Below are 18,361 nucleotides of genomic sequence, written 5' to 3'. Positions count from 1 at the left end.
CGCGAGCCGCAGGCTCAGTGGGTGCGCGACTCGAGCTCTTCCAAACGCCGCACCAAGGCGTCGACGCGTTTCTCCAGTTCGGAGACGAAGATCTCGACGTGCACGACGATCTGGGGGGCTTCGACTACTCGCGCTAGGCGCTCGCCGAAAGGTTGCTTCGCCGCAGCACACTTCTCACGAAGGCCGAGCGCTTCCTTAGGGAGTTGGTCGACAAGCTGCTCCGCCATGTGATCGATCTTCGCCCCCAGACGGCGCTCGACCCCAAGGACCAGCGCTTCGTGCGCCCGCACGGTGTCCTCGAGTGCGGTGAGCACGTCAGCGGTGGAGGGTTCCCTCGACTCGCCCATCTCCCGCAGTATGCGTCTTCTTGCCCTTCGAGACCACGGCCCGAACCACAAGCGGATGGGCACGGGGTGACGAGCCCGGCGGGCGCGGACCGCGGTGGGCGGGCGATGGGGCCGCTCCTTGCGACAGCCTTGGTCGCAGCCGGACGGCGGGCATGGCGGGCGTCATGCGCTGGGGACCCCCTGTCGCGATTGACAGTTACAGATCACCGCAAGCTGCCGTTAGCGTAGATAACCTGACGTCGAATTTCCGATTGGGGGAATCCATGAGTGGGTCATCACTACCGGGGGAGTTCGTGGGTTACATCGAGCAGCTGGCGGAAACGCGCAAACAAACGCCGGACGAGTTTGCCGAGTCGATCCGGCGCTATCTACATGTGTTCGTGGCTCGCGCTCGAACGGCCATCGCGAGCACGTCCGCCGTTACGTTTCGGAAGGTCGAAGAAGCCCTGACGGCCCTGCCGGCGGCGGGGATCGAGCCGGGGCCCAGCCTCTCGCGCTACGTGGCCCTCGAATCGACGCTCGGGATCGAGCTCCACGCGCATACCTGCAACCCGCGTCCCGAAGGTCTGGTCGTGCGCGGCGCCATCGTGCTGCCCGGGGAAGCCGCCGACCCTGAGCGGATTCGCGCCTTCATGCTGTTCCCACTCGAGGGCGCGTGCTGCTTCATCACCTGGGACCGCTTCGAGCGCGCGGTGCTGCAAGGCAGCGGAGAGGCCGCCCACCCGTTCCCCATTCATCGCGTCGAGCTTCGCGCGCTGGGGGAGGGCGCGAATTAGCGCGGCGCACGCCCGCGAAGGTACGCTGTCGCATGGTTGAAGAGAAGGTCGGGGGCGTCAGCCAGATGTTGGTCGACATGGCCGAGGCGCGCGGTCAGACGCCGGAGCAAACACTGCTGGACCTGCTGGCCTGCGCTGAAGCCGCTGGAGACGAGCTCGCCGGGTTGGAAACGCCGCTGCTCTCGTTTGACGAAATGAAACGAGCGCTGCAGCGCATTCCGGAGTCCAAGCAGCTCGAGCACGGCTTCTCCCCCGTGTACGCCGTGCTCACCAGCACGGTGAACGTGCAGCTGCACGTATTCACCTGCGAGCGAAGGGAAAGGCTCTTGGCCGTGATGGGCACCCTGGTGCTCCCGGGTGAGGAGCAAAACCTCGCCCGCGTGAGGCCCTACGTCCTGTTCCAGTTCGAGCGCGGTTGCGTGTTCATGACGCTGGATCGCTACGAAGACGCGATCACCAATCCGCAGCGGGATCGGGTGACGTATCCCTTCCCGGTCCACGCCGTGGACGTGCGAATCGTGGAAGGCGCCGAGAACTGACGCGCAACATTTTGCGCAACCGGTCCTCCCCCTGGACGAAGATGTCACCTATCATTGCCGAGCGACCACCAGGGGCGAGGCCAAGATCATGGAACGTGCTGCTGCCGGTGCCGAGGGCAACGGCGACCCGCTGACCGGAACCGGATATCGAAGCATCGATGTCATCGGGCGAGGTGGCGTCGGCGAAGTTCACTTGGCGGAGCACTTGGAGCTGAAGAAGCGCGTGGCCGTAAAGGTGTTGCGGCCGCAGTTCCACGCTTCGGAGCGCCAGATGGAGCGCCTGCGGCGCGAGGCGCGCGCTCTCGGCGCGCTTCGGCATCCGAACATCGTTGCCGTGTCGGACGCTGGCGTCACGCCGTCCGGCCAGTTCTTCCTGGTCATGGAGCGTCTGGTCGGCTGCACGCTCCACACCGAGATGCACATCCGGCGCTTGCCGGTCTCCGAAGCGCTGTCCACCGCCATCGCCGTGCTGTCCGGCCTCGGGGAGGCGCACCGCGCAGGCTTCGTTCATCGGGACATCAAGCCGGGCAACATCTTCCTGCACACAGATGGCAGCGAACGCATCCCGAAGATCCTGGACTTCGGCGTGGCGAAGTTTCTGGCCCCAAGCGCCTTCGCCCGCGTCCCCCTCACCAGCCAGGGTCAGGCCGTCGGCACTCCGCTGCACATGTCTCCGGAGCAGGCAAGCGGCCGGCCGGTCGATGGTCGCGCGGATCTGTACGCCGTGGGTCTGCTCTTGTACGAGATGATCACCGGGCGCGGACCATTTGCCACGCGCGATCCGGATCAGGCCATGGCTGCCCACGTGAACGAGACGCCCGCAGCTCCTTCATCTCTTGCTGCGGAGCCCGTCGCTGCGGAGCTCGACGCGATCGTGCTCAAGGCGCTGGCCAAGGATCCCGCCGATCGCTTCCAGACGGCCGAGGAAATGGCGGACGCCCTCGCAGGGGTTCGGCGGGCCATCCGGCAGCCCGTGGGTTGGCTGGCAACAGTGGGCTACGACTCCTCCGACCCAGCCGCGGTGAAGGCCGCGCCGCGAGCACGGGCCGAGAGTCCCCTGCCCGAACCTGCCGCAGAACCGCCGCCGGACAACCCGACGCTCCAATCCGCGGGAGCGCCCGGACCGCTGCCGGCCGACGTCTCCACCACCGTCCGCGACGACGCGACGCCACCCGCCATGCCCGTGGGGCAAGCCGCGACCGTGGAACATCCCGCACCGCCGCCTGCACGCACGTTGGGTGTATTTGCTTTGGTGCTGTTGGTGAGCGCCATTGTCGCTGCTGCGCTCATGGCCTGGCTGTTTGCGGGAGGGTCGCCATGAGCGTACATTCCGCTACACTCGACCCTCGAGTGAACGCCCTAGAGCAGGAGCGCGGTCCCCTCGACCCGGGGCAGCGATTCGAGAACTTCGAAATCGTCGGGCTCTTGGGCAGCGGCGGCACGGCCTTCGTCTACGAGGGGTACCAGGAGTTTCTCGATCGCCGCGTCGCCATCAAGGTCATCCCCGGCAAGGCCGAGAAGGCCGCCGAGTTCCGCCGCCGCGCCCGCGCCGAAGCCATCGTGCTCTCCCGCATTCGGCACCCGAATGTGGTGCAGGTCTTCGACGCGGGCGTCACCTCAGACGGCGCGTTGATCTACATCATCATGGAACGGCTCATCGGTCGGCCGCTCCGGGACGTGCTCATCGCGCTACGGGCGCTGTCGGTACCCGAAGCGCTCGTGGTGGGCGCCCAGGTCTGCGATGCGGTGGAGGCGGCGCACCGGTTGGGCGCCATCCACCGCGATCTGAAGCCCGAGAACATCTTCATCGAGAACGGCAATCACGCCCGCGTGCTGGACTTCGGGATCGCCAAGTTCCTGGATAGCGGAGGCTTCCAGACCACCGACAAGTACCGCTGGCAGGGCACGCCGCTGTACATGAGCCCCGAGCAGCTGCAGGGCCGGCAGGTGACCGTCCGCACCGACATCTACGCCCTGGGTACGCTGCTGTACGAAGCGCTCGCCGGTGGCCACCCCTGTCTCAATGGGATCGAGACGCCGACGCACACGGAGCTGGGCTGGATCCAGATCGGCCACGTGCCACCGCCCCTCACGGAGCTGGTGCCCACCATTCCGGACTACGTGGCGCGTGTGGTGCAGCGAGCTATCGCCAAGGCGCCGGAGAACCGCTACGGATCCATGCACGAATTCGGCATCGCCCTGCGAGATGCCGAACGCCGCTTCACGCTCGAAGCCGAGCGCCGGCGCTTCGCCACCGCGCTTCGGGATCTGGTGGGCGAGACCAACAGGGCGAGGCCCGGACAAGCCGCCTTTGCGGGTGCGGATACAGAACAGAGTCCGTCGCTTCCGCCCGAGACCACGCAGGAGATGCTGCCGCCCGTGGTGCCCCCCGCCGCGCTGAAGAACCGCGACACGGTGCGGCTGTTCGCGCTGCCGTCGCCCGGCGCTGGGCAGGGCGCCCCAACGCCGGTCGTGCTCGAGCGCGAGCGCATCGACGCGCCGCCCGTCGCGCCCGCCGTGGTTCCCGCTCGCCGCGCCCCTGCGCCCTCTCGCGCTAGCGCCGCGGCTCCGGCGCCGCCGCCACAGCCTCCCCAGCAGCTTGTTGGTTCGCCGCGGAAACAAGCCAAGCCAGTCAGCACCGCGCGCCGGCCGTCGCCAGCGGCGCGCTCGAAGTTCGAAGCCCTCGCTGCGCGCGCACTCGCTACCCCTGCGCGTGCGGCCCTCGTCGCCTGCGTGCTTGGAACTGCGATCGCGGTGCCCACGAGTATCGGAGTGAATCTCGCGAAGCGGGCGCGGCAGGCAAAAGCATCGCCGCCTGCGTCCGTCGTGGCGTCGTCCACTGTGGCGCCGCCCGTCGCGTCTGGTGCGCCGAGCCCTGAGCCAGTACCAGCGCCGGCCGCACTGTCGGCAGCCCTGCCTGCCACGTCCACGAGACCAGCGTCGCCGGCTGCAACGGCCCCGACGAAGGCAGCCCCGCCTGCGACAAAAGGCGCCGAACTCTGGTTTCCCGTCGATTCACAACGACCGAAGCCGGCGGCGGTGCCGCCCGCCGAGCCCATCAACGGCGATCGCTCGGGAGCCGACTTGCCCGGCGAGCCCATCAACGCGGATCCGCCGCGCACAGCTCGCAAACCCGGAGGTTCCGCGGCGGGCCAACAATCCCCACCCCACAAGGCGTTGCCCGGCTCGGGCCTGTAGAGACCATGTCCGCAAAGCGCTCAGAAGCTGATGTGGTGGGGCACGACGCGAGCTTGCGGGCTGCCATGGACGAGCTGAATCAAGGCCGGGGCGAGGGAGATCCGTTGTTTCCGGAGGCGGGGAAGGTGGACGAGTTCAATCCACATCGGTTCCAGCAGCGCACGGCGCCGCCGGGGGTGCTTCGAGCGATGGCGGCCGTGGACCTTCGAGCCGTGGACTCCGGCGAGAACGACGTAGACGCGCCAGCACCTGAGGCGGAGCGCGAATCGACACGACAAGCGGCGCCCGCGCCGCTGGCGTCACGGGCCACGATCGTGATTGGCGTCGTGCTGGTGGCGGCGGCCCTTGCCGTTTGGCTCGGCCTGCGCGCGGACGACAGCGCGCAGTCTGCGCCAGCTCCGACTCAGCCGGCGGCCGAGAAACCGGAAGCACCCGCGCCCGCGGTGCCGCCGGGCGTGACGTCTGCGAAGTCCGCGCCCAGCGTTGCGCCGCCACCCGCAACCAGTGCGAGCGCGGCGCCGAAGCCCAGCACCGGCCAGCAGCCCAAGCCGGCGCCGAGCATCTCCAAGCCTCCGCCCACCAAACCAAAGCCTGCGCCCGCTGCCTCCAAGCCGGCGGTCACGCCACACCCCGCTCCCGCGCCTTCGCTGCCACCTGGCTACGACCCCCAACGCCCCGTACTTTGAGCATGCCTACCTTGCGTTCCCTCTTCGTTGCGTTCTTCTTCGCCATTTGCCTGTTCGCGCCCGGCGCCAGCGCCGCGGACGACGAGCGTGCGGTCCAGCTCTTCAACCAAGGTCGTGACGCGATCGTGCGGAACGACTTCAACAAGGCCTACGCCGCGCTTTCCGAAGCGTGGAAGCTCAAGCAGAGCTACGACATTGCGGCGCTGCTTGGGCAAAGCGAGCTGCAGCTCGGAAAGTACACGGCAGCAGCGGAGCACCTGAGCGCTTCGTTGCGGGCGTTTCCGTCGACGGGTGACGCGCGCAAGAAGAAAGCCGCCGTGGAGGCGCTGTTGGTGAAGGCGAAGCAGCACGTGGCGGAGGTGACGGTGACGGTGAGTCAAGACGGCGCGGACGTGCTGCTCGACGGAGCGGCCGTTGGGCGCTCGCCGCTGGAGGCGCCACTGTACCTGGACGCCGGCGAGCATCGGCTCAGCGCGCGAGCGCACGGTTTTGAGGACGCGACGGAAACGGTCGCGGTGACGGCGGGTAGCGTGAAGAGCGTCTCGCTGCAGCTCGAGGCCGAGACGCCGAAGCCGGCAGGGGGTGGAGGCGCGGGCGGGGCCGGTGCGGGTTCCGGAGCTGGCGGAGGGGCTGCCGCGCCGGGTGGCACGCAGCACCCCGGCGCGGAGGGTGGCGCGCCGACCTGGGTACTGGTGACGGGAGGCGCGCTGGCGGTGGTCGGTCTGGGTGTGGGCATCGGGTACGCGCTCCGAGCAAATGCCACGCAGTCAGAGATCGACGACGCGAAGCCGCGCGCTCAGAAGGAGTGCGCCGCGCCAAGAAGCAGCGCATGGTGTCAGGAACTGGGCGACACCATCGATCGGCGGGATCAATCGCGGAACATCGCGCTGGCCGGGTTCGTCGGCGCCGGTGCCTTCGCGGCGGCGACGGCGGGCGCGGCCGTCTTTTGGCCCACGGAAGAATCGTCGAAGGGGGCGGTTGTGGTGCCGCAACTCGGGACACGAGGCGCGGGCGTTGCGGTTGTCGGTAGCTTCTGAAGTGGATGGAGAGCGCGATGAAGACGAACAAGGTGCTGAGTAGCGTCCTGGTGGTGGGTCTGACGAGTGTTGCGGTGGGCTGCGGTGGCGGGCCGTACAGTTGCGAGGACGGGATCGGCTGCCCCGGCGCGGGCACCGATTCCGGCACTGGCGGTACCGCGGGCGCGTCCGGTAGCGGTGGCACGTCCGGCAGCGGGGGCCAAGGTGGGCAGGCAGGGACGGCAGGAACTGGTGGCGACGGCGGCACGTGCGACACCACGAAGTCTCCGAGCCAAGAGAGCTGCCTTGTGGACGAGCAGTACGGTGTGTTCGTGGATGCGGGCAGTACGGCCGGCACGGCGGATGGTACGCGCGCCGCACCGTACAAGACGATCACCGCCGCGCTGGCCAACGCCAAAGGGAAGAGCATCTATGTGTGCAACACGAACGGTGAGTACAACGAGGACGTCACCGTTTCGAGCGCGAACGACGGCGCCGCCATCCATGGTGGTTTCAAGTGCACGGACTGGAAGTACGACACGACGACGAAAGCGGTGATCAAGGGCTCCACGACGGCGTGGAAGGCCAGTGGCCTGAGCGTCGGAATGACGGTCGAGGATTTCGATGTCCAGTCGGCGGATGGCGCGCCCACGGGTGAGTCGAGCTTCGCCATGATCGTCAGCGCGTCGCAGAACGTCGTGCTCCGGCGCGTCAAGATCACGGCTGGCAAGGCGGGCGGCGGCCAGGACGGCGCAGCGGGACAAGAGGGCACTGCTGGCGTTGTGCCCGCCGCCGCACAGCAAGGAACTGCGGCGACGTGTGCGGGCGCGCCGGCCACGCAGAGCGGCGGAATGTGGGGTGCTGCGAGCGAGTGCGGCTCACTCGGAGGGTCGGGCGGCGACGCGAAGAAAGCCGGCGCGGGCGGCAACGGAACACCGGGAACTCCGTTGACGAACGTGAGCCCGGCAAACAACGACAACAAAGGGGACGGCTCTGCGATACCCCCCGCCGATGGTACCGCCGGCAAGCAGGGCTCGAACGGCAACGCCGGCAGTGTGGGTCTTGTCGCAGCGGCAACTGGCGCGTTCAGTGCATCGGGCTACGTACCCGCCGACGGTCAAGCCGGAACCGACGGTTTCCCTGGCCAGGGCGGCGGTGGCGGTGGTGCCAGTGCAGCGACCGGACTCTCAACGTGCATCGGCGCATCCGGCGGCGCCGGCGGGATGGGCGGTTGCGGAGGCAAGCACGGTAGCGCTGGGGGTGGCGGCGGAGCGAGCGTGGCGCTGCTGTCCTGGCAGAGCCAAGTGACGCTAGACAGTTGCGAGCTGATAGCCAGCGATGGCGGCAACGGTGGAAAGGGCGGTAACGCCGGGGCGGGCGGTTCCGGAGGTTCTGGAGCGGCAGGTGGCGCCGCCGCCAGTGGAATGGGCAAGGGTGGATCCGGCGGCGACGGCGGCACCGGTGGGCCCGGCGGCTCAGGCTCCGGTGGGTCAGGTGGTCCGAGTCACGGACTCGTCTACAACGGCAGCCAGCCACAGCAGATCGGCACCGTGAACATCCAGAGTGGCAACGGCGGGACGAAGGGCAAAGGCGGTTCGGTGAACGGCATAGGCCTCAATCCCGCGCCCGATGGAAGTGACGGTGACAACGCGAGCACGTTCGAGCAGTGAGTGTGCTCAAGGCGGCAAGGCGGCGCGGATGCGAGCGACAGCTTCTGGCAGATGATGGACGACCAGGTCAGCGTCCAAGCGCAGCACGCGCCAGCCGGCCCGGCGGAGGTCGCGGTCCCTGCGAGCGTCGGCGGCAGTGCGCTGGGCGTGGTAGCCGCCATCCACTTCCACCGCCAAGCGCACTTTGGGAGCGGCAAAGTCAACGATGTAGCGACGGATGACGAATTGCCTGCGGAAGGGGACGCCGAGCTTGGAGGCGCGGAGCGCTTGCCAGAGCTTGAGCTCACTGAAGGTGGGGTGCTGGCGCATGACGTGTGCGCGCTGGCGAGCGATGTCGCGAGGGGTGAGGTGGAAGTGACGCATGAAGACCTCCAGTCCCGGCTTGCTGCCGGGCTACGCCCCCGCAGGCGCAGGCTGCATGACGCGCCCGAGGGACGGAGTGGGAGGCGCGCGCCGCCCGCGTCGCGCCCCGGCTTGCGAGAGTCGGGGCGCGGCAGGGAGCGTGCGCCGCTCAGCGGAGCCCGGCAGCAAGCCGGGACGAGGTCGAAGGGGCGGCACGGCCGAGCCGCCGCGAGCGACGGGAGCCAAGCGCGCCCAGAGCCACGCTCCCAGTCACTCAAACCCAGCAGCTCGGAGCCAGGCCACCGGCGCGGCCCCTCCCATTTGCGCGGAGGCCCCCTGGGGGCCGGAGCCCAAATAAGGGAGGGGCAAGCCGCGCGCAGGGCCCGGAGGGCCCGAGCACGGCGGGGGTGGGCATTCCCAGACATTGCGGCGCTGCTTGGGCAAAGCGAGCTGCAGCTCGGAAAGTACACGGCAGCAGCGGAGCACCTGAGCGCTTCGTTGCGGGCGTTTCCGTCGACGGGTGACGCGCGCAAGAAGAAAGCCGCCGTGGAGGCGCTGTTGGTGAAGGCGAAGCAGCACGTGGCGGAGGTGACGGTGACGGTGAGTCAAGACGGCGCGGACGTGCTGCTCGACGGAGCGGCCGTTGGGCGCTCGCCGCTGGAGGCGCCACTGTACCTGGACGCCGGCGAGCATCGGCTCAGCGCGCGAGCGCACGGTTTTGAGGACGCGACGGAAACGGTCGCGGTGACGGCGGGTAGCGTGAAGAGCGTCTCGCTGCAGCTCGAGGCCGAGACGCCGAAGCCGGCAGGGGGTGGAGGCGCGGGCGGGGCCGGTGCGGGTTCCGGAGCTGGCGGAGGGGCTGCCGCGCCGGGTGGCGGGAAGAGCCCGGATGGCGGAGTCTCGGCACGCACCGTGGTGCTTGCGAGCGGAGCGGTGTTGACCGTGGCGTCGGCTGCTGTGGCCGTGGGATTCATGGCGAAGGCGAACGGGCACCAGAGCGACGCGGACAAGTTGCTCGCGGACGCGAAGACGCAGTTCGGGAGCGCTACGCCGTGCTCAGATGCGGGCCGGGGTAGCTCGCTTTGTCAAAACATCGCAGACGCAAGCCAGCAGCGTGCAGACGCGAACCGAGTGGAGGGCTTTGCCTGGATAGCAACTGGGGTGTTTGCGACCGCGACCGTTGCGACGTTCCTGCTGTGGACGCCGAGTGCCGACCACGACAGCGCGCGGGCGAGGCGATTTGAGCTGTCGCCAGCTCTTGGGTCCAAGATGTTTGGCGGCACGGTTCGAGCCCGATTCTGATCGGAGGGAGTGAACAATGAAGAGCGTGGCTTTGCTTGGTTTGGTTTGCGCGGGCGCAGTTGTGGCGGCTTGCGGCTCGACGGACGTGACGTGCTCAGACAAGGGCGAATGGTGCGGTCCGGCGTCCGACTCTGGAACGGGTGGCAGCGGCGGCGGGTCGGGCACCGGAGGCACCTCGGGCAGCGGGGGCCAAGGCGGCCAGGCGGGAGTGGGCGGCCAAGCGGGTGGAGACGGGGGGACGTGCGACACGACGAAGTCGCCGAGCGAAGAGAGCTGCTTGGTTTCGGACGAGTACGGTGTGTTCGTGAGTCCGACGGGTTCGGACAGCGCTGGTGATGGGACGAAGGACAAGCCGTACGCGACGTTGACGAAAGGGCTGGACGCGGCGGCAACATCGAAGAAGCGAGTGTATGCGTGCGCGACGGGTGGGACGTACGTGGGGCCGGTGAACGTGACGAGCGCGCACGACGGGGTGTCGCTGTACGGTGGATTCGACTGCACGACGTGGGTGTACAGCGCGAGTGCGCCCACGGTGGTGGGCGGAGCGGAGACGCAGGTGTTGAGCGTGGAGGGAGTGACGGGATTCGAGGTGGAGGACTTCGACGTGGTGGCGACGGACGCGACGGTGGGGTCGAGCATCGCGGTATGGGTGAAGGACTCGACGGGAGTGACGCTGAGGCGAGTGAAGGCGGAGGCTGGGAAGGGAGCGAAGGGGGACGACGGGACGGCGTTCACGGCGGCGGCGAAGGACGGCACGCCGGGGAACAAGGGAGTGGATGCGTGCACGAACCCGAGCAACGGAGGCGCGGCGGTCACGACGAGCTGCACGCCGGGGACGAGCACGGGCGGGAAGGGCGGGGATGGGGGTGTGGGCGCGAACAGCGCGGGCGCCGGCAACCCCGGACAGACGGGAACCAAGGGCGGAGCCGGAGTGGGGGAAGGCCTGGGCGGGAGCTGGGGTTGCAGCGTGGGCAGTACTGTCGATGACGGCGGCGGCCAAACGGGCTCCAACGGCGCTCCCGGCAATCCGGGCAACGGCGGTACCGGCGCGGGCGCGCTGAGCGCGTCGGGCTACACGCCTGCGTCCGGCGAGGCGGGCAAAGCGGGGAGCGCGGGCCAGGGCGGCGGAGGGGGCGGTGGAGCGAAAGCGCCGCTCGCGGGCTGCGCGCCGTTGACGGGAGCGAGCGGGGGTTCCGGGGGAGGTGGCGGCTGCGGCGGAGCGGGCGGCCCCGGCGGAGGTGGCGGCGGGGCGAGTATCGCGCTGGCGAGCATCAACTCCACCGTCGTGCTGGACGGAGTGGAGCTGGTGGCGAAGGACGGAGGCGCGGGAGGGAAGGGAGCGCTGGGGCAGCAGGGGGGTAGCGGTGGCACGCCGGGTGCTGGCGGCAAGAAGGGCAGTTCGGGGAACGACGCATGCCCAGGCGGGCAGGGCGGGCAAGGCGGCGCGGGCGGACCCGGCGGCGGCGGAGCGGGCGGACCGAGCATCGGGCTGGCGTACGTTGGGACGAAGCCTTCCGGTGCGCCGAGCGTGACGACGGCGAGCGCGGGGGCGGCGGGTGGCCTCGATGGGTTGGGACAAGCGACGCACGCAGGGAGCGACGGGGTGGTGGCCAATGAGCAGAGCTACTGAGCGGAGGCGCGACAGAAACGGTCGTGCCGGTCGGCAGGCGTGTGGTGGCGTGGGCTGCGACGTCGAGGCGCGAGGTTCCGCGGGGGGCCAACATCCAGCGGTCCTGGCAGCGATGGTGCTATTGCCAATCCCCACGCCGGACGGCTCGGACCGAGCGGCGCACGAAGCGCTGTGAAGCGGGTGGCCGGGTCTAGGAAAGGCGCGGCCCCCTCGACACGCTCCGGAGTCGGGGGGCGGGAGGTGGGTGTGCACGAGCTTTCCATTCCGCGGGTGCTGGCAACGGCGTTGAGCCGCAGCGGCGTCACCACCGCGGGGGAGGTCTCGCAGTGCTCGCGGAAGTGGCTGGCCGAAAACGTGCGCTACGCGCCGGATCAACCCATCGGCTTGCACTCGCTTCGGCAGCTCGGCCGCGCGCTGCGCGTGCTCGGGCTCGACTTCGGCACGGGAGGGCCGCCCGTTCCGGGGCCAGAACCGAGCCCAGAACCGAGGCGCCGCGCCGAGACTGATCTCGGTAGGGGTGGGCCGCCCATTGCACGGCGTCGGAGCCGGAGCGTTGTGCTCGACTTGCCCCGTCAGGCCCCGCGCATTCGTGACCGCTCACAGAAGCGCGCGGTGGCGCTCAATGCGCGGGGTTATGCCGCGTGTGCGATGACGATCCAGGAGTTGCTTCCGTTCGGGTTGCCGTACACGTACGTGGAGCTCTTGCCGCCACGCGGGATTACCATGGCTGGTGAGCTCGCGAGCTGCACGGGGCCGGACCTCGAGCGCATGTTTCCGGACAGGCGCTTCTGGCTGCGGCTCGACGAGGTTTCCGGCGCGCTGCGGCGTGTCGGGCTCGATCTCGGATTGGAGTTGCCCAGCGGCTGGAGCGAGGTGGCGCGCCTGCACCGGCGCAAGCTTGCGCTTCCGGACATGGTGGACCCGACCGAAGACGTTGCCGAATTGGACGACAATGCGCTGCGCGCGTGTGGACAAACCCTCGTAGCGCTCAGACTCCCTGCGCGCGCCGTGGGGCGCTTGGAGTGGGTGGGGGTTCACCGAGTCGGAGATCTGGCGCGCTGCCAGCCGGAGCAAATCTCGAGGCTTCCCCGGATGGGAAGGAAGACGCTGGCGGTCATCGAGGAGCGTCTGGCAGCGCTCGGGCTGCGGCTGGGCGTGCATCTTCCGGAAGACTGGGAAACTAGCGCCTTGGCGCTGCGTGGTGGCGGGCAGGTGGGGGATGCGATCCTCGACAGCGAGTTGGAACGAATGCTCGCCCTGCTGCCGACGGAGCGAACGCGGGGGCAGGTGCGAGCGATCAACGGCTGGGGTGGAGAGCCGCCGCCGAGCACCGCGTCCGTCGCGGCGCTGTACGGGGTAACGACCAAGTGCATCCATGGGAAGCTCGCGCGTTTGGAGCGCACGGTGCGCGCTGCGGAGCTGGAGCTTCCCGCGCTCGGGCGATGCCTGGAGCTGATCACGGCGCGCGCGCCGTCCAGCGTGGCGGACGTGGAGAGCGCGCTCCGCGAGGCGGGACTGGTGCGCGGGCGCATCCATCCGGAAGCGGTGCGCCGCGCCGCCCGTGCCGCGGGCTTGCCCTGCCATTTCCGAGTGCGTGGCAGTTCCGTGCAGTTGGTGCCGGAGCGCGCCGGGGCTCGCGCCGGACCAACCCAAAATTGAACAGGGATGCTCAGCGCTGTAGCTGGAGCTCTTGCCACATCCAGGCAGGGTCGTGGGCGGGCTCGCCGGTCTCTCGCGCTTGGGCGTACATCTGTTCCAGCTCGACCAGCATGTCGCGCACGCGCGGGCGAAGCCTGTCGCTCTTCACGGCGTCGCGGGGTGTCTGGCCGTCGAGGCGGGGAATGGGCTCGTCCAGCCAAGCGCGATAGTGCTCGTCGAGCTTCTGCTGGATGACCGCACGAAGTTCTTTTGGAAGCGGCACGGAGGAGCCGGGCTCGGGGACGACATCCTTGGGATCCTGGTGCTCGATGCTGCGAAAGCTGAGGGCCGTGCCGGCGATGGCCTCCAGCTTCGTCCGGGCTTGCTCCGCCTGGGCCTCGAACTGTGTGAGGAGGTTCAGGGTGTCGTCGGTGAGCTCGACGAGGCCCGAGGCCGTTTCTCCACCTCGCCAGAGCCAGCGCGGCGCGTCGGGCGCGTGTCGTTCGAAGCTCCCGTCGGCGTCCAACGCGCGGCTCACGGCGGAGGTGTCCGTGACGTTGAAGCGTGACACGACGAAGGCGAGCGACGGCGGATTACGCTGCGCCACCCAGTACTGATGCAAGAGCGGCGTCACGTCTTCGAAGAAGGCGTCGTCCACTGGGCCGATCTCGCGTTCGTACTCCTCCGCCAGCTCCCGCAGATGGTTCATCAGGCGCCCGCGGAACTGCGGCAGGAACGGCAAGATTTCTCCGTCGAACACGGGCTCGCCGCCGCTGCCGCTTGGCAATACCCGCACCGCCAGCACCGCGCCGGGAGGGATCTCGCGGGACGCCGTGCGCTCTTGCACGCGGGTCAGCTCGCCGGTCAGCACGTTCCGGAGCGTGAGCCCCACGCCGGCGCGCACCTCGGTGGCTTCGTAGGGGCGCACCACGCTCTCGCGCGCGAGGCGCAAGTAGCGCAGCACACCGGGAGGCAGAGTGATCTCGTCCGTCTCGAGCACCAGATCCGCCATGCGTAGACCGTCGTCGTCGAGCTCGTAGTCGAAGAACATGTACCAATCGGCGAAGCGATCGCTCACCAGGCCGAGCTCCGGATGCTCGTCGTCGTGGACCGTTCCCCACATCTCGTCGTCCACCGCGGCGACGACGTCCTCCCAATCCGTGTCGTCCGCGAGCTCGCTCAATATGGCCAGGGCCACGTCGCGCTCTTGCTGCGTGTAGCGCGTACTCTCGGCCTTCCCCGCGCAGCACCTCTTGTACTTCTTGCCCGACCCACACGGGCACGGCTTGTTGCGGTCCACTCCGGCCATGCCCAAGCGAATACGATAGTTTTCAGAGCTTGGATAGTGGCGGGGGGCAAGGACAGAGCCGACGGGCGTGGCCGGCGGGTTCGCTACTGGTCGCTAACAGCTGCTCGCGCCACGCCGATCGGCAGGAACATCCGGCGCGGCCAGGACGATGCATCTACCGTGACGAAGTCATACTTCTCGTAGAAGCGCTTGCCGTCCTCGTCCTTGGCGTCGACGATGATCCCCAGGCAACCGACGATCTCCGCGGCTGCGGTCACCCGGTACAGAGCATCAAGTAGGAGAGCCTCACCCAGGCGCCGTCCTCGAGCACGGTCGTCGACAGCAAGCCGGCCGATCAGCGCAACCGGCATCGGGTAGCGAGGAAGCTTCTTCTCCATCACAGAGCCAACATCGGCGGACACGACGGCGGCCATGCTCAGCGTGTAGAAGGCGATGACCGTGGGAAGCCCGGCCGCAACGTCGTCAGCCGACGCATCCACCACGTAGGCCAAGCCGACGTTCCCCTGGTCGTTGGGTAGCGCGTGGCGCCGGAAGTAGTCATCGAGCGGATGCTTGCCACACCGAAAACCGCACGCCGGATCACCGGGACCAATCCGGCGTGTCAGGTATGTGGGGCTTGCTGGCTCTGTCATCGGCGGCGACGCTTCGCGGCCGCGCGCAAGCGCGCGTTCGGCTCCGCGGGAGCATCTACCAGCTCTTGCATCTTGGCGATCGCCGCGTCCGGAAGCTCGAGGTCGTCCGGCGAGAGAGCCCACTCCAGCGCCGTGAGCGTGGGCGTCATCAACTCACACACGGCCTGCCGGTCACGCGGATCCTGGGTCACCAGCCGACGGCCGCGGCGAATCTCCAAGACCGCCTTCAGGAACAACGACAAGGCCTCGTCGATGATCTGGCTGCGGCTCAACCCAAGCTGGTCTGCGAGCTCTTGTACAGCCGAGCCTCGGCTATCGGGTACGGTTGCTTCGAGTCGCATGGCGCCTCCTGCCCTCACAATTGAGGGACATGTGAGGGATAACGCATCCAGGGCGCTTTCGCAAGCCCAGAGGCTGAACCTGGGCCTCAGGGCTTGAAGAAGATCGGGTTCGAGACCGCGAAGGGCATGCGACCGGGATGCAGCGGCGCGAGATCGCTGTCGCCCTTGGCGTGGAACACGACCCAGTTGCGCGCTTTGCTGCCGTCTAGCGTGACGCTGACCTGATTGACGAAGGTCTTGCCGGTTCCGCTGCCCAGCGGCGCGAGGGCCTCGGTGGAGACCGTCTCGCCGTTGACGATCACTTCCAGCGTGGTCGGGTTCAGCCAGCTCGGGGACTGCACGGTGACGGTGAAGTTGGCGCTGCCGGTGGCCTTGACGGTTTCGCCGGGCTTGGCGCCGCCGGGGCCGTCCACGGTCATGAACAGACCGCCGCTCACGACGGCGGTGCCGGCGGCGAGCACGTCACGCACGGCGTTCACGGTGAGCTTCGTCGGATCGTCGTGGCCGAAGTAGAGGCAGGTGCGCGGATAGCCGACGGGGCTGGTGCGGATGTGATGGCTGTCGGAGGAGCCCACGGCCCAGAAGGTCTTGTCGTGATTCAAGAGCGAGAACCACGCGGCCACGCTCTTGTCTCGATTGCTCTCGAAGTCGGAGTCGTTGAATACCTCGATGGCGTCGAAGTCGTCGCTCCACAGTGTTTTGTCTTTGCCGGCGCCGGTGGACTCGTCGAAGGCGGCCTGGCTGAAGTAGGCGCCGAAGCCGGTGCCGCTCGGGTGGTTGACGATGAGCACGGGGTTTTCCGGCTGCGCTTGCACGTCGGCGAACATGGCCGGCGGCTCTTTGCCCACCCACTCGATGGCGCCGTTGTTCACCTTGTCGGGCTTGGGCAACAGCGGCACGACGCCGAAGTGCCCCCAGGTGAAGGTGGTGAGCTCTTCGCTGGGCATGCCGAAGGCCCACGGGGTGAGGCCGAGCTTCTCCACGATGGGCTGGAAGTCGATCACCCACTCGTGCTCGCTGGAGACCGGGATTTCCAGGCCATCGCAAATGGCGCTGGCGACCTTGCTCTCCGGCGTGTCGTCGGAATCCGCGCTCTGGTAGCTGTGGATGTGCCAGTCGGCGCACATCCAACCGGTGCTGTCCACGCTGCGCTCGAGGGTGACGGGAACGTCGGTGGTCTGCCCGGCGGTCACGCTCACGGTCTGGTCGCTGAGCTCGTACTCGTAGCCGCGGGTCACGATCACTTGGTGATCGCCGGGGGGCACGTTCAGCGTCACGTCGCCCGTGATGGCGTAGGCCTGGTGTAGGCGGCCGTTGGTTTCGTCGAGCACGCCGAACTCGTCGGGGGCGCCGGTGGTGCCGGCCTTGGGGACCACCTGTACGCGCACGGGGATGGCTTGATTGCTCACCGAGTCCACGGCGGAGACGTGGAGCTTGCCGGTGGGATCGAAGGTCAGATCACTCGCGGTGGAGCCGGCCGCCACGGCAGCGCCGGCGCCCAGCGGATAGCCCTTGGCCTGGGGGATGAGCTTCACCGCCTGGCTCTGGGGCGCGTGGATCACGTAGGCGCCGTTTTCGTCCGCCTTGGTGCGGCTCAGATATTTGCCGGCGTCGTCTTGCTCGTGCACCCAGGCGCCGGGGACGGGATTGCCATCGGCGTCTTTCACGGTGCCGCTGATCGCGCGCCACTCCTCGCCGCCATCCACATGGCTCAAGGCCACGCGCAGGCCGTCGTACTCGGGACCGCCGGCGATCACCTCGGCGTGATCCACCCAGGTGATGGCGCAGCCGTCGGCGGTGAAGCCGGGCCCCAGGGTGTACACGAAGCCGCTCACCTCCAGGCCGAGCTCCAGCGTTTCTCCGCCCGCCGGACGCCACGCGAAGCTGGTGCCGTCGTTCACGAAGCCCGCCCAGGGCAGGTCTCCGCTGGCTTTGCCGAAGCCGTTGGCTTCCGTCACCAGCTGGTTGTGGTTGGTGTGGAAGAAGCCGTGGATCTCGTCGCTGATGCCGTCGAAGGCGAGCTCGATCGGATCCGGGGAGGGGTTGATGATGCCGAGGCGGATCAGGAGCTTTTCGCTACCGGGCTCGAGCACGTAGTCGTACGCGGCTTGCACGTCGTAGCGCCGCGGGAACAGCGTGGCGAGGGAGCCATCGAGGAACGGGATGGCCTGAAGTGGACCCGACACGCGCACCACGGCGGCCTTGCCGTCGGTGCCATCGTTGATCACGCTGACGCTGGTGGGGTTCACCATCTGGATGGACAGCGCCATCAGCGTCTCCACGTAGTACGACGTGCCCAGCGGCTTGCCGTCGTCGCCCACGCGATCGACCGCCAAGATCTCACCACCGAAGCGCGCGTAGCCGTCGGACAGTCCCTTGTCCTCGATGGTCACGGCGATCTTGTCGTTGGCGAGCACGAAGTCCCCGATGTTCACGCGCTGCCGTCCATGCGCCGGCTGCACGACCATCGCCGCGTTGGTCAGCCGCCCGGCCCGCGCTTGCCCCGCCGCCTTGGCGCCATACGGGTCCGCGCTGCCCGTGTCGTCCCCGGCTTCGAAGACGTCCGTCTCCGTGGGACACACGCCGCCCTCGCTCCCGGCGGAGCCGCCGCTGCCCGCGCTACCGCCGGGTGCGGAATCGTCTCCCGAGCAGCCGTGCAGCGCGGCCACCGTGAGCAGACCAATAACGATGGGTGAAGCAAGCCGTCGACGCGTCGTCATCGTACTGTCGACGAAATGTAACATGCCCTTTGCAGGGATGTCGGCCCGCCGCGGAAACAACGCGACGCGTCAGGGGCAGACGAGAGTGCCCGTCGCGGTGGTCTCGGTGCGGTAGTAGATCGTCGAGAACTCCGCCTCACACAGTCGGCTGAAGGTCACTTGGCCGGTTGTCAGATCCACGTCGAAGTGGACCCAGCCGGTGCCGAAGTTGTTGT

The 18,361-nt window shown here is 68.5% G+C and carries 17 protein-coding genes; 10 read left to right on the top strand and 7 right to left on the bottom strand.

What is annotated here, in order from left to right:
* Positions 1 to 14 precede the first annotated feature (14 nt).
* A complete protein-coding gene (locus H6717_10640; protein ID MCB9577468.1) occupies positions 15 to 347 on the bottom strand; it encodes a hypothetical protein in 333 nt (110 codons plus the stop codon).
* Between the two features lie 263 nt (positions 348 to 610).
* On the opposite strand from H6717_10640, the gene H6717_10635 reads away from it, so the two are divergent.
* From H6717_10635 to H6717_10605, 7 genes are all read left to right on the top strand, one after another.
* The gene (locus H6717_10635) at positions 611 to 1,123 is read left to right on the top strand and encodes a hypothetical protein (GenBank protein MCB9577467.1); all 513 of its coding nucleotides are present in this window, start codon (positions 611 to 613) and stop codon (positions 1,121 to 1,123) included.
* A gap of 32 nt (positions 1,124 to 1,155) precedes the next feature.
* Positions 1,156 to 1,662: a hypothetical protein gene (locus H6717_10630; GenBank protein ID MCB9577466.1), complete on the top strand. Its 507-nt coding sequence runs from the start codon at positions 1,156 to 1,158 to the stop codon at positions 1,660 to 1,662.
* Positions 1,663 to 1,750: 88 nt separating this feature from the next.
* Positions 1,751 to 2,983, top strand: a complete 1,233-nt coding sequence (locus H6717_10625) for a serine/threonine protein kinase (GenBank protein ID MCB9577465.1) — start codon at positions 1,751 to 1,753, stop codon at positions 2,981 to 2,983.
* Positions 2,980 to 4,860 carry a protein kinase gene (locus tag H6717_10620; GenBank protein ID MCB9577464.1) on the top strand — a complete coding sequence of 627 codons (1,881 nt, stop codon included), beginning with the start codon at positions 2,980 to 2,982 and terminating at the stop codon, positions 4,858 to 4,860. The genes H6717_10625 and H6717_10620 overlap by 4 nt, the downstream gene beginning before the upstream one ends.
* A 35-nt stretch (positions 4,861 to 4,895) precedes the next feature.
* Complete coding sequence (locus H6717_10615; GenBank protein ID MCB9577463.1) at positions 4,896 to 5,546, top strand: hypothetical protein; 651 nt, start codon at positions 4,896 to 4,898, stop codon at positions 5,544 to 5,546.
* Between the two features lie 11 nt (positions 5,547 to 5,557).
* Positions 5,558 to 6,583: a PEGA domain-containing protein gene (locus H6717_10610; GenBank protein MCB9577462.1), complete on the top strand. Its 1,026-nt coding sequence runs from the start codon at positions 5,558 to 5,560 to the stop codon at positions 6,581 to 6,583.
* Between the two features lie 17 nt (positions 6,584 to 6,600).
* Entirely contained in the window at positions 6,601 to 8,232 is a 1,632-nt protein-coding gene (locus tag H6717_10605) for a hypothetical protein (protein MCB9577461.1), read from the top strand.
* A 6-nt stretch (positions 8,233 to 8,238) separates the two neighbouring features.
* On the opposite strand, the gene H6717_10600 is transcribed toward H6717_10605, so the two are convergent.
* Positions 8,239 to 8,595: a DUF559 domain-containing protein gene (locus H6717_10600; GenBank protein ID MCB9577460.1), complete on the bottom strand. Its 357-nt coding sequence runs from the start codon at positions 8,593 to 8,595 to the stop codon at positions 8,239 to 8,241.
* 477 nt (positions 8,596 to 9,072) lie between these two features.
* Between H6717_10600 and H6717_10595 the strand changes: the two genes are divergently transcribed.
* The 3 genes from H6717_10595 (at position 9,073) to H6717_10585 (ending at position 13,165) form a co-directional block, all read left to right on the top strand.
* Complete coding sequence (locus tag H6717_10595; protein ID MCB9577459.1) at positions 9,073 to 9,876, top strand: PEGA domain-containing protein; 804 nt, start codon at positions 9,073 to 9,075, stop codon at positions 9,874 to 9,876.
* Positions 9,877 to 9,892: 16 nt separating this feature from the next.
* Positions 9,893 to 11,506, top strand: a complete 1,614-nt coding sequence (locus tag H6717_10590; GenBank protein MCB9577458.1) for a hypothetical protein — start codon at positions 9,893 to 9,895, stop codon at positions 11,504 to 11,506.
* Positions 11,507 to 11,752: 246 nt separating this feature from the next.
* Positions 11,753 to 13,165 carry a hypothetical protein gene (locus H6717_10585; protein ID MCB9577457.1) on the top strand — a complete coding sequence of 471 codons (1,413 nt, stop codon included), beginning with the start codon at positions 11,753 to 11,755 and terminating at the stop codon, positions 13,163 to 13,165.
* Positions 13,166 to 13,175: 10 nt separating this feature from the next.
* Here H6717_10585 and H6717_10580 read toward each other — a convergent pair whose 3' ends face one another.
* The 5 genes from H6717_10580 to H6717_10560 all read right to left on the bottom strand — a co-directional run.
* The gene (locus tag H6717_10580) at positions 13,176 to 14,453 is read right to left on the bottom strand and encodes an SEC-C domain-containing protein (protein MCB9577456.1); all 1,278 of its coding nucleotides are present in this window, start codon (positions 14,451 to 14,453) and stop codon (positions 13,176 to 13,178) included.
* An 83-nt stretch (positions 14,454 to 14,536) separates the two neighbouring features.
* Positions 14,537 to 14,944, bottom strand: a complete 408-nt coding sequence (locus H6717_10575) for a GNAT family N-acetyltransferase (GenBank protein MCB9577455.1) — start codon at positions 14,942 to 14,944, stop codon at positions 14,537 to 14,539.
* Positions 14,945 to 15,081: 137 nt separating this feature from the next.
* Positions 15,082 to 15,426 carry a hypothetical protein gene (locus tag H6717_10570; protein MCB9577454.1) on the bottom strand — a complete coding sequence of 115 codons (345 nt, stop codon included), beginning with the start codon at positions 15,424 to 15,426 and terminating at the stop codon, positions 15,082 to 15,084.
* An 86-nt stretch (positions 15,427 to 15,512) separates the two neighbouring features.
* The gene (locus tag H6717_10565; GenBank protein MCB9577453.1) at positions 15,513 to 18,146 is read right to left on the bottom strand and encodes a CehA/McbA family metallohydrolase; all 2,634 of its coding nucleotides are present in this window, start codon (positions 18,144 to 18,146) and stop codon (positions 15,513 to 15,515) included.
* Positions 18,147 to 18,215: 69 nt separating this feature from the next.
* On the bottom strand, positions 18,216 to 18,361 hold a 146-nt coding region (locus H6717_10560), incomplete at its 5' end, for a hypothetical protein (GenBank protein ID MCB9577452.1).

The sequence above is a fragment of the Polyangiaceae bacterium genome (assembly GCA_020633235.1).
Taxonomy (GTDB): Bacteria; Myxococcota_A; Polyangia; order Polyangiales; family Polyangiaceae; genus JACKEA01.
This window is presented reverse-complemented; position numbering and strand designations above follow the sequence as displayed.